We start from the raw sequence: 13551 nt of genomic DNA, 5'->3' as shown, positions 1-13551 counted from the left end.
ACGCCTCACGCGCCCCGCAGGCGCCGGCGCGCCTCCATCAGCGCGAACCCCAGCAGGTTCGGGCCTCTCCACCGCCGCGGATCGGCGGCGGCCTCGTCGTCCGCGGCGAGGCCGATGCCCCACACCCGGTCGACGGGGCTCGCCTCCACCAGGACCCTCCCGCCCGTGCGCAGCAGGTACGCGCGCAGCTCGGGGTGGGCCGAGAACTTGTGGACGCTGCCCTCGACGACGATCCGGAACCGCTCCCGCTCCCAGGCCGCCTCGTCGAAGCCGCGGACCAGACGCCCGGCCTTCTTGGCCTCGGCGGGGTGCTCGGCGGCCAGCGCCCGCCGCTCCGCCTCCGGGTCCCCGAAGAGACGGGCCTTGCCCGCCATCATCCAGTGCTCGGCCGTCGCGTAGGCCGTCCCGTCCACCGTGAAGGGGGACGGCCACCACTGGCTCAGGCAGCTCGCGCCGACCCGGCCGTCGGGCTGCGGCCGGTGGCCCCAGAAGTGGACGTACCTGATGTGCGCCCCCGCACGGACCTCGCTGACCAGGGACTCCCAGGAATCGATCTCCGTCATGCACGCCACTGTGGCACGCGCCACGGACAGTCCGTCCCTCCTTTTCCGGCTCGACTCGACACCTGGTCGACAGATTCCGTCGCGTAACCAAAAGGCAACAACGGAATCACTTGTTGGCATGGGGTGCCTCTGTCAGGATCGGCACTCACATCGAGCTGGAGCTACGCCACCCGGCCTCGCGGAGAAGCGGGGCGAAGGCGGAGGAGAGCGACATGCAGAACCCGGGCACCGCCACCCCGGACCGGTCCGACCGGTTCCCCGCGCAGGAACGCTTCGCGGAGGGCGCCCAGTACATCGCGGGGAGCCTCAGGAAGGGCACGTCCGGACGGACCCACGCCGTGGTCGATCCGTCCTCCGGGGAAGCGGTCCACACCTACGAACTGGCCTCCACCGCGGACGTCGACGAGGCCGTCGCGGCCGCCCGCGCCGCCTTCCCCGCGTGGGCGGGCGTCACCCCGGGCGAGCGCTCCGACGCCCTGCACCGTTTCGCCGCCGTACTCGCCGAGCGCGCGGAGGAATTCGCCCGTGCCGAGTCCCTCCAGTGCGGCAAGCCGCTGAAGCTGACCCGGGAGTTCGACGTCCCGGGCACCATCGACAACACGGCCTTCTTCGCGGGCGCGGCCCGGCATCTCGCGGGGCAGTCCGCGGGGGAGTACTCCGGGGACCACACCTCGTACGTACGGCGCGAGCCCATCGGGGTCGTCGGCTCCATCGCGCCCTGGAACTACCCGCTCCAGATGGCCGCCTGGAAGATCCTGCCGGCGATCGCCGCGGGCAACACCGTCGTGCTCAAGCCCGCCGAGCTCACCCCGCTGACCTCGCTGCTGTTCGCACGGGCCGCCACCGACGCCGGCATCCCGGACGGGGTCGTCAACATCGTCACCGGGACCGGGAAGGAGGCCGGTGAACACCTCGTCGGCCATCCCGACGTGGCCATGACGTCGTTCACCGGCTCCACCGCCGTCGGCCGGCGCGTCGCCGAGATCGCCACCGCCTCGGTCAAGCGGCTGCACCTGGAGCTCGGCGGGAAGGCCCCGTTCGTCGTCTTCGACGACGCCGACCTGGAGGCCGCCGTCCAGGGCGCCGTCGCGGGCGCCCTCATCAACACCGGGCAGGACTGCACGGCCGCCACGCGCGCGTACGTGCAGCGGCCCCTCTACGAGGCGTTCGTGGAGCGGACCGCCGCGCTCATGGAGACCGTCCGGCTCGGGGACCCGTTCGCCCCGGGCACCGACCTCGGGCCGCTGATCTCGCACGTCCAGCGCGACCGGGTGGCCGCCGTCGTCGACCGGGCGCGCGCCTACGCGCGCGTGGTGACCGGAGGCGAGGCCCCCCGGGGAGAGCTCGGGAACGGCGCGTACTATCTCCCCACTCTCATCGCGGACGCGGCGCAGGACAGCGAGGTCGTGCAGGCCGAGATCTTCGGCCCGGTCCTGGTCGTCCTCCCCTTCGACAGCGACGACGAGGGGATCCGGCTGGCCAACGACACGCCCTACGGTCTGGCCGCCTCCGCGTGGAGCCGGGACGTCTACCGGGCGAACCGGGCGACGCGCGAGATCAAGGCCGGATGCGTGTGGGTCAACGACCACATCCCGATCATCAGCGAGATGCCCCACGGCGGATACAAGGCGTCCGGCTTCGGCAAGGACATGTCGGCGTATTCGTTCGAGGAGTACACGCAGATCAAGCACGTTATGTTCGACAACACCGCGGTGGCCCGGAAGGCCTGGCACCGCACCGTCTTCGGGGACTGTTAGCCACGACCGGCCGCCGACCACGGCCGACCTCCCGAAAGGGCACCACGCGCATGGAGCAGTACGAGCCCGACCGCCTCACACCGGTCCAGGCGGCCGCCGTGCGGCGCAGCCTCCGCAACGGCAGGGCGGCCCTCACCCGCCGGTCCCTGCTGCGCGCCTCCGCGGGCGGCGCCCTGGCGCTGGGCGGCGCCGGCGCGCTCGGCGGCTGCGGGATCCCCGCGGCCGGGAAGACCGAGGGCGGCACGTCCGCCGAGGACCACTCGGCGCAGGAGAAGACCGTCAGCTTCTCCAACTGGACCGAGTACATGGACGTCGACGACAGCGGCAAGCACCACCCCACGCTGGAGGCGTTCACCAAGAGGACCGGCATCAAGGTCACGTACACCGAGGACGTCAACGACAACAACGAGTTCTTCGGCAAGATCAAGCCGCAGCTCGCCGCGGGCCAGGACACCGGCCGCGACCTCGTCGTCCTCACCGACTGGCTCGCCGCCCGCCTCATCCGCCTGGGCTGGGTGCAGAAACTCGACCCCTCCCACCTGCCGCACGCCTACGCCAACCTGTCGAGCCAGTTCCGCAGCCCCGACTGGGACCCGGGACGCGCCTACTCCTACCCCTGGCAGGGCATCTCGACCGTCATCGCCTACAACAAGAAGGCCCTCGACGGCGTCGAGGTGACGTCGGTCTCCGACCTGCTCGACAACCCCAGGCTCAAGGGCCGCGTCGGCTTCCTCACCGAGATGCGCGACAGCGTCGGCATGACGCTGCTCGACATGGGCAAGGACCCGGCCGACTTCACCGACGACGACTACGACGCGGCCGTCGCCCGCCTCCAGAAGGCCGTGGACAGCGGCCAGATCCGCCGCTTCACCGGCAACGACTACACCTCGGACCTCTCCAGCGGCGACTTCGCCGCGTGCATCGCCTGGGCCGGCGACGTCGTACAGCTCAAGGCGGACAGTCCCGACATCGACTTCGTCATCCCCGACAGCGGCTACATGACGTCCACCGACGCCCTGCTGATCCCCAACAAGGCGCGGCACAAGACGAACGCCGAGCGGCTCATCGACTACTACTACGAGCCGCAGCCCGCCGCCGAGCTCGCCGCCTACATCAACTACGTCTGTCCCGTCGACGGTGTGGAGGCCGAGCTCGCGAAGATCGACGAGGACGCGGCGAACAATCCGCTGATCATCCCCGACCAGGCCATGCAGGCCAAGTCCCACGCCTTCCGCTCCCTGAGCTCGAAGGAAGAGACGGCCTACGAGGCGAAGTTCGCGAAGCTCACTGGGGCGTGACGACGATGAAGACCACAGACAGCGGCGGCGACGTCCGTCTCTCCGGCATCAGCAAGACCTACGGCGCCTTCACCGCCGTCCACCCGCTCGACCTGACCGTCCCCCAGGGCTCGTTCTTCGCCCTGCTCGGCGCCTCCGGCTGCGGCAAGACCACCACCCTGCGCATGATCGCCGGACTGGAGGAACCTTCCTCCGGCACCGTGCACCTCGGCGACCAGGACGTGACGGCGCTGCCGCCGTACAAGCGGCCGGTGAACACCGTCTTCCAGTCCTACGCCCTCTTCCCGCACCTCGACATCTTCGAGAACGTCGCCTTCGGCCTGCGCCGGCGCGGCATCAAGTCGGTGAAGAAGCAGGTCGAGGAGATGCTCGACCTCGTACAGCTCGGCGAGCAGGCACGCAAGAAGCCGCACCAGCTCTCCGGCGGCCAGCAGCAGCGGGTGGCCGTCGCCCGCGCGCTCATCAACCACCCCGAGGTGCTCCTCCTCGACGAGCCCCTCGGCGCCCTCGACCTCAAGCTGCGCCGCCAGATGCAGCTGGAGCTCAAGCGCATCCAGACCGAGGTCGGCATCACCTTCGTCCACGTCACGCACGACCAGGAGGAGGCCATGACGATGGCCGACACGGTCGCCGTGATGAACGCGGGCCGCGTCGAGCAGCTCGGCTCGCCCGCCGACCTCTACGAGAACCCCGGGACGACGTTCGTCGCCAACTTCCTCGGCACCTCCAACCTCATCGAGGCCGAGGTCGACTCCCGCAGCGGCGACGACCTCGTGCTCAAGGCGGGGGACGGCAAGCTGGTCCTGCCCGAGGCGCGATGTTCCGCGCCCACCACGACCGGCGGCAAGGTCCTGGTCGGCGTCCGCCCCGAGAAGATCTCCCTCACCCCCGCCGACGACGCGGGCGAGGTCCCCGAGGGCCGCAACCGCATCACCGGCACCATCGCCGCCACGTCGTTCATCGGCGTCTCCACGCAGTACGTCGTCGACAGCTCGGTCTGCCCCGGGTTCGAGGTCTACGTCCAGAACGTCGACCGCGACGCCCGCCTCGCCCCCGGCGCCGAGGTCGTCCTGCACTGGAACCCCGCCCACACCTTCGGTCTGGACGCCGCCCAGGACATCGACGCCGGCACCGAGGAAGAGGCGGCGCTCTGATGGCGACGCTCACCGAGGCGCCCCCGCCGCTCTCCCCGGCACCCGCGAAGGCGAAGCCGCCCCGCCGGCGCGGGCGCTGGACGCCGTACTGGCTGCTGCTGCCCGGCCTGCTCTGGCTGGTCGTGTTCTTCGCGCTGCCGATGATCTACCAGGCCTCCACGTCCGTGCAGACGGGCTCCCTGGAGGAGGGCTACCGGGTCACCTGGCACGTCGCGACCTACTGGGACGCGCTCGGCGAGTACTGGCCGCAGTTCCTGCGCTCGGTGGCCTACGCGGCCGCCGCGACCGTGCTGTGCCTGGTGCTCGGCTACCCGCTGGCCTACCTGATCGCCTTCCGCGCGGGACGCTGGCGGAACCTGATCATGATCCTGGTGATCGCGCCGTTCTTCACCAGCTTCCTGATCCGCACCCTCGCCTGGAAGACGATCCTCTCGGACGGCGGCCCGGTGGTCGGCGCGCTCGACGCGCTGCACGTCCTGGACGTCACCGGCTGGCTCGGCTGGACCTCCGGCGACCGGGTGCTGGCCACCCCGCTGGCGGTGGTGTGCGGTCTGACGTACAACTTCCTGCCGTTCATGATCCTGCCGCTGTACACCTCGCTGGAGCGCATCGACGGACGGCTGCACGAGGCGGCCGGCGACCTGTACGCCAAGCCCCTCACGACCTTCCGCAAGGTCACCTTCCCGCTGTCGATGCCGGGCGTGGTCTCCGGCACGCTGCTGACCTTCATCCCGGCGGCCGGCGACTACGTCAACGCCGAACTCCTCGGCTCCACCGACACCCGCATGATCGGAAACGTCATCCAGACCCAGTTCCTGCGGATCCTCGACTATCCGACGGCGGCCGCCCTGTCGTTCATCCTCATGGCGGCGATCCTCCTCATGGTCACCTTCTACATCCGCCGGTCCGGGACGGAGGACCTGGTCTGATGCCCTTCGTCACCTGGCTCAGGAGGAACCTCGTCGTCCTCGCGGGACTCCTGACCCTCGCCTACCTCCTGCTGCCGAACGTCGTCGTCACCGTGTTCTCCTTCAACAAGCCGAAGGGGCGCTTCAACTACGCGTGGCAGCAGTTCTCCACGGACGCCTGGCGGGACCCCTGCGGCGTCGCCGGGATGTGCGGCTCGCTGTCGCTCAGCCTCCAGATCGCCTTCTGGGCGACGCTCGGCGCCACCGCCCTCGGCGCGATGATCGCCTTCGCGCTCGTCCGCTACCGCTTCCGCGCCCGCGGCGCCGTCAACTCGCTGATCTTCCTGCCCATGGCGATGCCCGAGGTCGTCATGGCGGCCTCGCTGCTGACCCTCTTCCTCAACATGGGCGCGCAGCTCGGCTTCTGGACGATCCTGATCGCCCACATCATGTTCTGCCTCAGCTTCGTCGTGACGGCGGTCAAGGCGCGCGTCATGTCCATGGACCCGAGGCTGGAGCAGGCGGCGCAGGACCTGTACGCCGGACCGTTCCAGACGTTCTGGCGCGTCACCCTGCCGATCGCGGCCCCCGGGATCGCCGCGGGCGCGCTGCTCGCCTTCGCGCTCTCCTTCGACGACTTCATCATCACCAACTTCAACGCGGGCTCGACCGTCACCTTCCCCATGTTCGTCTGGGGCTCGGCACAGCGCGGGACCCCCGTCCAGATCAACGTCATCGGCACGGCGATGTTCCTCGTCGCCGTCCTGCTGGTGCTGACCTCCATGGCCGTCGGCAACCGCCGCGACAAGCAGAAGGCATAAACCCCGTAGGGAGTTGAAATCATGGCCCCGAGCGCCATGAGCAGTGGCAAAAACACCAACTGGACGAAGTCCCTCTCCGAAGCCCAGCCGGTCCCGTACTGGCTGGAAGACCCCGGCAGGCCCCGCCCGGAGCCCGCGCTCACCGGCGCCGAGACCTGCGACCTGCTGGTCGTGGGCGGCGGCTACAGCGGCCTGTGGACCGCGCTGATCGCCAAGGAGCGCGATCCCCGGCGGGACGTGGTGCTGCTGGAGGGCCGCGAGGTGGGCTGGGCCGCCTCGGGCCGCAACGGAGGCTTCTGCGCGGCCTCCCTCACCCACGGTCTGGCCAACGGGCTCGCCCGCTGGCCGGACGAGATCCACCGGCTCCAGGAGCTCGGCGAGCGCAACCTCGACGAGATCGAGGCGGCGATCGCCCGCCACGGCATCGACTGCGACTTCGAGCGCACCGGCGAGATCGATGTCGCCACCGAGACCTACCAGGCGTGGGAACTGCGGGACTGGTACGAGGACCTCGAACGCCGGGGCCTGGCCGGCGGGGTCGAGTTCCTCGACGCCGACGCCGTCCGCGAGCAGGTGAACTCCCCGACCTTCGAGGCCGGCCTCCACGACCGCCGGGGCGTGGCCATGCTGCACCCCGCGAAACTCGCCTGGGGCCTGAAGCGGGCCTGTGTCCGCCTCGGCGTCCGCGTCCACGAGCACACGCCCGCGCTGACGCTGAAGCCGTACGGGGCCGGCCTGGCCGTGCGCACCCCCTACGGGCAGGTCCGCGCCCGCCAGGTCGCGCTCGGCACGAACATCTTCCCCAGTCTGGTCCGGCGGGTGCGGTCGTACACCGTCCCGGTCTACGACTACGCCCTGATGACCGAGCCGCTGACCGCCGATCAGCTCGCGTCGATCGGCTGGAAGAACCGGCAGGGGCTCGGGGACTCGGCCAACCAGTTCCACTACTTCCGGCTGTCCGCCGACAACCGGATCCTGTGGGGCGGCTACGACGCGATCTACCCCTACGGGGGCCGGGTGCGCGCCGAGTACGACGACCGGCCGGAGACCTACGCCAAGCTCGCCGGGCACTTCTTCACCTGCTTCCCGCAGCTGGAGGGCGTCCGCTTCACGCACGCGTGGGGCGGCGCGATCGACACCTGCTCGCGCTTCTCGGCGTTCTTCGGCACGGCCCACCAGGGCAGGGTCGCCTATGCCGCCGGGTACACCGGGCTCGGCGTCGGCGCGACCCGGTTCGGCGCCGAGGTGATGCTGGACCTGCTGGCGGGGGAGAGCACCGAGCGCACCTCCCTGGAGATGGTCCGCAAGAAGCCGCTGCCCTTCCCGCCCGAGCCCTTCGCCTGGACCGGCATCGCCCTCACCAAGTGGTCGCTGGCGAGGGCGGACGCGCACGGCGGGCGGCGCAACCTGTGGCTCCGGACGATGGACCGGCTGGGGCTCGGCTTCGACAGCTGACGGTGGCCGCGGCGGGTGTGGCTTTGGGCGCTGCCGCGGGTGGCTCCGGGCGCCGCCACGGGTGCGGCTCCGGCCGCCGTCCCGGTACGGCTCCGGCACCGCCGCGCGGTGAGCCACGGTTCACCCCATCGGGTGGCCGCGATCCGCGTAATGCCCGCCGGGGGACCTCCCTCTCCCTCGTGACGCGAACGCGTCCACGACAGACAAGGGAGGTCTCCTCATGGCTGGGGCGAAGACGGCCGTCGCATGGCTGGCATCCGTCGCACCGGATCCCGGGGCCTGCCGCCGGGAATGGGAGCGCAACCCCCGGGGGGTCGCCCTGCTGCCCGCGGGCAGGGCCTGGGACGTGCTCATCCTGCCGGGTGGACTCGGCTGTCCCACGCTCGACGTGCTCACCCGCCTCCTCGGCCGGCCCGGCCCGGTACTGGCCGGCTTCGGCGACGACCGGCTGGGCTTCCTCGTCCCGCCGGGGACGGCCGCCCGCTGGATCGGCACCGGTGTCCGGACGGCCGGGGCCGGCACCTGGATCGTCGTACCCCACCCGGGCCGCACGACCGGCCCCGTCCGCTGGCTCGTCCCCCCGGACGCCTCCGGCACCCTGACCGACCCGGTCCTCCTCGAACTGGCCATGCACGAGGCGGCGGCGGGCCCGGCGGATCCGAGGCCGGGAGGCCGGACGGCGGGCCCGCCGCCGGGGGCCCCGGGCAGGTGAGCCCCGCCCGTACCGCCGGTCCCGGCCGGTCGCCCGGGCGGCCTGCCCCGGTCCGTCGCCCGGTCGGTCGTCCGGGCTGTCTGTTTCGGCCCGGCCCCCGGGCTCCGTGGTCCGGCGGGCGGGCCGCGCCGGATCCTGGGCTCCCTGGCCCGGCGGGCGGGCCGCGGTGGCTACTCGGTGGTCGTGGCCTTCAGGGCCAGCCACAGTTCCATCCGTACGTCCGGGTCGTCCAGGGAGCGGCCGAGGATCTCCTCCACGCGGCGCATGCGGTAGCGGAGGGTGTGGCGGTGGACGCCCAGGTCGGCCGCCGCGGCGTCCCACTGGCCGTGGCGGGAGAGCCAGGCGCGCAGGGAGGCGACCAGGTCGCCCCGGCCGGTCGCGTCGTGTTCGTGGAGGGAGCGCAGCAGACCGTCGGCGAAGGCCCGCACCGCGTCGTCCGCGAGGAGGGGGAGGACCGAGCCCGCCGCGAGCTGCTCGTGCTCGACGAGGACCCGGCCGCGCCGGCGGGCCACCGACAGGGCCTGCTCGGCCTGCTTGTACGCCCCGGCCGCGGCGATCGGACCGGACGGCGCGGACAGGCCGACGACCGGTTCGTCGTCGTCGCCGTCGCGCCCGCCCGCCGTGGACCGGGCGTTCTCCAGGGCGGCCGCGTACCGCAGGCACGCCGCCACGGCCGCGCCGCCGTCCGCGGCCAGCGCCACCAGCCGGTCGCCCTCGGGCACGACCAGCACGGCCTCCCCGGACCGGGCGGCCGCCGACTCCACGACCTCCGCGAGGTCCCCGGCCGTCTCCCCGGCGCCGGCCGCCGCGCGCGCGTGCGCCGGCTCGGCCACGATCACCCGGAAGGGGGCGTCGAGCAGACGGCCGTACAGGTCCCCGGCGACCGCCCGGGCGTGGTCCGGCTCGCCCGCCAGGAGCATGCGCAGCACCGCCGCGCCGATGCGCTGCTCGGCCGCGTGCAGCGAGCGGGAGCGTTCCGTGGTGAGGGTGAGCAGGGCGATCGCCGAGTGCACGGCGTACCGTTCCGCCGTGCCGAGCGCCGACGCCGTCCCGACCGCGAGGGCCGCGCGCGGCCGGCGGCCGGTGCCCAGGGAGTGCAGTTCGACCCGGTCGTCGTGGTCGGAGAACTCCGGCCCGCCGGCCACCACCGAGGCGGGCGCCGGACGCTCCCGCAGCCGTTCCACCTCGGCCGTGAGCCGTGCCGCGCGCCGCCCCGCCCACTCGGGCGCGGCCGCGACGACGGCTCCCGAGGCGTCGTACAGCGCGGCCCACCCGTCGACGTGGGTGGCGAGCGAGGCCAGCAGCCCCTCGGGTCCCTCCGTCAGCGCCTGCCTGGTCAGCTCGCGCTGGGCCGCGAACCCCGCCGTCACCGCCCGGTACTGGTCGGCCGCGATCGCCGCCGACACCGCCTTGCTGATCGCGAGGAAGGGCGTGCGGCGGGGCACCTCCAGCAGGGGCATGCCCACCTCCTCGGCGGCGTCCACGAGCGCCTTCGGGGTCTCCTCGTAGGCGACGCCGACGGCGAAACCGAGCCCCACCACGCCCGCCCCGGCCAGGCGCTTCACATAGCGCCGCATGGCCTGGGGGTCCTCGGCGTCCAGCTTCAGCGCGGTGATCAGCAGCAGCTCCCCGCCCTCCATGTACGGCACGGGATCGGCGAGCTCACTGACGTGGGCCCAGCGCACCGGGACGTCCAGGCGGTCCTCGCCCGCCCGCACGGTCAGTTTCAGCGCGGAGTGGTGGACGAGCGAGGCGAGCGTCGGGGGCATGGGGCCTTCAGGTCTGCGGGGCGGTCGTCGGCGGGATCCTCCGCGTCGTGCGAGGAGGCTCCGCCCGGTACGAGGATCCTCCGCGTCGTGCGCGTGATCCCCTGCGGAATCCTCCCCGTCGACCGCGCGATCTTTTGGCCGCTTCGTATGAAGGGCCTGGCTCGATTCTGCCTCACTGGAGGAGTACCCCGCAGGTGCCCGGGCTCAGCCCCGCAGGTCCACCAGCAGCGGTGGCGCGTGCTCGCCCCCGACGGTCGTCAGGGACAGCACCGCGTGCCCCGGCGGCACCTCGTGCGCCAGCTGCGACGCCGACCACCGCTCCCGCTCGACCTGGCGCACCGTCACCGCGTCCGTGGTCACGGCCTTGCCGGTGACCAGCTTGCGCAGGGCGTGGATCGCGCGGGTCATCGGCTGGTCCGCGAAGACGGTGTGCCGGGCGACCTCCGTCGTCTCCACCCACTCGGTGCCCCAGGTCTGCGCGAACCGGCTGCCGTCCCAGGTGGTGATGCCGGAGAACGCCATCCGGCAGCCCACCGCCGCGTACAGCGGCCCGTGCAGCGCCTCGGGGACGTCGGCGACGGTCCGCAGCGCCAGCACCACGCCCGCGTTCCGCGCGCGCAGCCGCTGGATCCGGCGCACCGAGTCCGCGGTGACCGTCCCCGTCGCGTCGTCGAGGACCAGGCAGGCGAAGTGCGCCCGCCGCCCCTCCCGTACGACGGCCTGGAACTGGGCGAGGACGAGCCGGGTGACCAGCCGGGCGGCCTCCTCGTGGCCGCGCTCGGGCAGGTCGATCCGGACCCGCAGCGGGTGGTGGGCGACGGCGCGCAGCGAGAACGGCCGGTGCGCACCGGCCCCCGCCCCGCCCGCCCCGTCGCCCCCGCCGCCGAAGAAGCCGGCGAACACCGGCCGGTTCAGCAGCGCGAGCCGGTCGGCGAGCGCGCGGCCCGCGTCGCCGGGCACGCCGGTCTGCCGTACCCGCGCGTCCAGTTCGCGGCGCATGACCTCGTCACCGGCCACGGCCTCCCGCAGCGCCGACAGCGCCGCCGGTTCGCCCTCCAGCAGCTCGCGCAGGACCGGCAGGGCGGGGAAGCGGCCGTACGCGGCCCGGTAGGGGCCGAGCAGCTGGGCGAGCGCGGTGGCCGCGCTCTGGCCGTTCACCGTGCCGAGGTCGCCCACCAGCGCCTCGGCGAGCACGGCGGCCGCCTCGTCGGGGTCGTCGCACTCCGCGTACGGGTCCAGGTCGTGGACGGACGAGGGGTCCCCGATCCGTACGATCACGTCGAACGCGGAGTCGGAGCCGAGCGGGCTGCCCGGGGAGGAGACCGCGACGAGCGCGCAGCTCCCGGTCAGCGCCTGGAGGGCCAGCGCCTCGGTCAGCGGCTCGACCAGCGTCCGCGTCTTGCCCGAGCCGGACGGTCCGACCGCCAGCAGCGAGGTGCCCAGCGCCTCCGGCCCGAGCGCGGCGCCCGCGTCGTGGTAGGGGAGGGGGGCGCGCTCGGCGGCGACCCAGCGGCCGATGCGCACCTGGCCGGCCAGCAGGTCGTGGCGGGCGCCGCGCCGGGGCAGGTCGCGGTCGCCGGAGGGGTGCGTCCAGGCGGCGCCCGCCTCCCGCAGGACCGTCTGCCGGAAGTCCGGCCGCCGTGCCGCCCACGCGCGCGTGACGCGCGCGCAGTCCACGTCGTTCATCCGCCCGGCCGCGACCTCGGCGGTCAGGACGTCCGCCGCCTCGTACTCACCGGCGTCCCGCAGCTCGGGCCACTGCGCGCGCGGCCGCTCCACGCCCGCGGGCGCGGTGCCGCCGGGGGTCGTGCGGCGGGCGGCGAACCGTCCCTTCAGGTACGGCCACCAGCCGCCGAGCAGCGCGAACGGCCACACCACCAGCAGCGTGATCACCGTGTACAGGAAGTCGGTGAAGGTGGGGGAGGCGAACAGCTCGTAGCTGCCGGAGACCAGGACGATCAGGGAGAACAGCGGCTCGACGACCGGCAGGGCGTTCCAGCCGACCCCGGGGAACGCGTCGGGGAAGACGAGGCTCAGCGCGGCCAGCGCGCACAACAGGCCGAGCAGCGCCCGGACCGGCTGCGGCCGCCGTCCGACGACGTGGCGCGCGGCGGCCGCCCAGCCGCCCAGCCGGCCCATCACCCACAGCAGGACGGCGAAGAACACCCCGTCGTAGACCACCCGGGCCTCGGCGCCCTCCATGGTGCGCGCGGAGGCGATCGTGCCGCCCCACCACCAGTCGTCCGGTGTGAACACGCGCAGCAGCGCGAACTGGTACGGGATGGCGCCGCGCCGCCACAGCGACCACAGCACCAGGGCGACCACCAGCGGGATCAGCATGCCGACGACCGTGACGGGCGCCAGCCGCTCCGCCGCCCGCGCGGCCTTCGGCAACCGGTACCCGAACCGCCAGACGCCGGGCCGCGCGGCCGGACGCGCCTCGTTCAGCCAGGCGGCCACGGCGGAGGAAGGGGGCGGAGGGGGTGAGGACGGCGAGGGGGGCGAGGACGGCTGCGCGGCGTGCGCGGCCCGTGCGGTGTGCGCACCCTGCTCGGCCCGCCCGGCCTCCTGGCCCCACGGGCCGCGCCGGTCCGGCCCGTCCCCTCCGGTCCACCCGGCCGCCGGCCGGTCCGCCGGCCGCGGCGCCGCACCCGGCGGACCGGCCGGCCGCGGCGGCACCACGGGCGGCTCCGGCCGTGTCCCCGGAGGTCCCGGCGGTGTCGCCGGGAGTGCTGCCGGCGGTCCCGGTGGTGTCGCCGGGCGTCCCGTCGGCCCGGCCGGGGGCTCCGGCGGCGCCCCCGCGGGGCGCTGAGGCGGCCCCGCCGGACGCGGCACAGGATTCGCCTGCGTACCCCGTGCGTCCTGCGTCCCGTCGCTGTCCATCGCCCTTGCCCCCTGACCAGCCGCTCCGTCCGTCATCGCCGAGTCAATCTAACGCCCCGGCAGGAAGAGTCCACCGCTTACACGGCCGGGGCGGCCGCCCGGCGGGGGCGGGGGCCCGCCGGGCGCCTATGTCCACCGCGGACAACCGGTACCGCCGACAACGCCCACATGGAGCATGCCGACCCCCCGTCCATCGCCCTAGCCTGCGAGAAGAGAGCACTGTGTCCGCCG

The 13551-nt window shown here is 73.4% G+C and carries 10 protein-coding genes; 7 read left to right on the top strand and 3 right to left on the bottom strand.

Translation table 11 applies throughout. The features are described 5' to 3' along the window. Positions 1 to 5: 5 nt before the first annotated feature. Positions 6 to 563, bottom strand: a complete 558-nt coding sequence (locus ACFYWQ_RS28575; protein WP_389520194.1) for an NADAR family protein — start codon at positions 561 to 563, stop codon at positions 6 to 8. Between the two features lie 212 nt (positions 564 to 775). On the opposite strand from ACFYWQ_RS28575, the gene ACFYWQ_RS28570 reads away from it, so the two are divergent. From ACFYWQ_RS28570 to ACFYWQ_RS28540, 7 genes are all read left to right on the top strand, one after another. Next, positions 776 to 2320 carry a gamma-aminobutyraldehyde dehydrogenase gene (locus ACFYWQ_RS28570; RefSeq protein ID WP_389520192.1) on the top strand — a complete coding sequence of 515 codons (1545 nt, stop codon included), beginning with the start codon at positions 776 to 778 and terminating at the stop codon, positions 2318 to 2320. Positions 2321 to 2370: 50 nt separating this feature from the next. Then, positions 2371 to 3618, top strand: a complete 1248-nt coding sequence (locus ACFYWQ_RS28565; RefSeq protein WP_389520190.1) for a PotD/PotF family extracellular solute-binding protein — start codon at positions 2371 to 2373, stop codon at positions 3616 to 3618. Continuing rightward, complete coding sequence (locus ACFYWQ_RS28560) at positions 3615 to 4772, top strand: ABC transporter ATP-binding protein (protein WP_389520188.1); 1158 nt, start codon at positions 3615 to 3617, stop codon at positions 4770 to 4772. Before ACFYWQ_RS28565 ends, ACFYWQ_RS28560 begins: the two co-directional genes overlap by 4 nt. After that, on the top strand, positions 4772 to 5701 hold the full coding sequence (locus ACFYWQ_RS28555) for an ABC transporter permease (protein WP_389520187.1): 930 nt from the start codon (positions 4772 to 4774) through the stop codon (positions 5699 to 5701). Before ACFYWQ_RS28560 ends, ACFYWQ_RS28555 begins: the two co-directional genes overlap by 1 nt. Beyond that, positions 5701 to 6501, top strand: coding sequence for an ABC transporter permease (locus tag ACFYWQ_RS28550; protein ID WP_389520185.1), 801 nt, complete (start codon positions 5701 to 5703; stop codon positions 6499 to 6501). The genes ACFYWQ_RS28555 and ACFYWQ_RS28550 overlap by 1 nt, the downstream gene beginning before the upstream one ends. 21 nt (positions 6502 to 6522) lie before the next feature. Beyond that, complete coding sequence (locus ACFYWQ_RS28545) at positions 6523 to 7956, top strand: NAD(P)/FAD-dependent oxidoreductase (RefSeq protein WP_389520184.1); 1434 nt, start codon at positions 6523 to 6525, stop codon at positions 7954 to 7956. 220 nt (positions 7957 to 8176) lie between these two features. Beyond that, entirely contained in the window at positions 8177 to 8668 is a 492-nt protein-coding gene (locus ACFYWQ_RS28540) for a hypothetical protein (RefSeq protein ID WP_389520183.1), read from the top strand. 170 nt (positions 8669 to 8838) lie between these two features. On the opposite strand, the gene ACFYWQ_RS28535 is transcribed toward ACFYWQ_RS28540, so the two are convergent. Then, complete coding sequence (locus tag ACFYWQ_RS28535) at positions 8839 to 10437, bottom strand: PucR family transcriptional regulator (RefSeq protein WP_389520181.1); 1599 nt, start codon at positions 10435 to 10437, stop codon at positions 8839 to 8841. 204 nt (positions 10438 to 10641) lie between these two features. Beyond that, positions 10642 to 13320, bottom strand: a complete 2679-nt coding sequence (locus ACFYWQ_RS28530; protein ID WP_389520179.1) for an ATP/GTP-binding protein — start codon at positions 13318 to 13320, stop codon at positions 10642 to 10644. Positions 13321 to 13551 lie beyond the last annotated feature (231 nt).

The sequence above is a fragment of the Streptomyces sp. NPDC003247 genome (assembly GCF_042888135.1).
In the GTDB taxonomy this organism is placed as follows: domain Bacteria; phylum Actinomycetota; class Actinomycetes; order Streptomycetales; family Streptomycetaceae; genus Streptomyces.
Note: the sequence above shows the minus strand (reverse complement) of the source record. Positions and strands in the feature narration are given on the sequence as shown.

What these genes read in the sequence shown, in the direction of transcription:
- ACFYWQ_RS28575 (WP_389520194.1), bottom strand. Translation starts at nt 563, where the DNA reads ATGACGGAGATCGATTCCTGGGAGTCCCTGGTCAGCGAGGTCCGTGCG.
- ACFYWQ_RS28570 (WP_389520192.1), top strand. Translation starts at nt 776, where the DNA reads ATGCAGAACCCGGGCACCGCCACCCCGGACCGGTCCGACCGGTTCCCC.
- ACFYWQ_RS28565 (WP_389520190.1), top strand. Translation starts at nt 2,371, where the DNA reads ATGGAGCAGTACGAGCCCGACCGCCTCACACCGGTCCAGGCGGCCGCC.
- ACFYWQ_RS28555 (WP_389520187.1), top strand. Translation starts at nt 4,772, where the DNA reads ATGGCGACGCTCACCGAGGCGCCCCCGCCGCTCTCCCCGGCACCCGCG.
- ACFYWQ_RS28550 (WP_389520185.1), top strand. Translation starts at nt 5,701, where the DNA reads ATGCCCTTCGTCACCTGGCTCAGGAGGAACCTCGTCGTCCTCGCGGGA.
- ACFYWQ_RS28545 (WP_389520184.1), top strand. Translation starts at nt 6,523, where the DNA reads ATGGCCCCGAGCGCCATGAGCAGTGGCAAAAACACCAACTGGACGAAG.
- ACFYWQ_RS28540 (WP_389520183.1), top strand. Translation starts at nt 8,177, where the DNA reads ATGGCTGGGGCGAAGACGGCCGTCGCATGGCTGGCATCCGTCGCACCG.
- ACFYWQ_RS28535 (WP_389520181.1), bottom strand. Translation starts at nt 10,437, where the DNA reads ATGCCCCCGACGCTCGCCTCGCTCGTCCACCACTCCGCGCTGAAACTG.
- ACFYWQ_RS28530 (WP_389520179.1), bottom strand. Translation starts at nt 13,320, where the DNA reads ATGGACAGCGACGGGACGCAGGACGCACGGGGTACGCAGGCGAATCCT.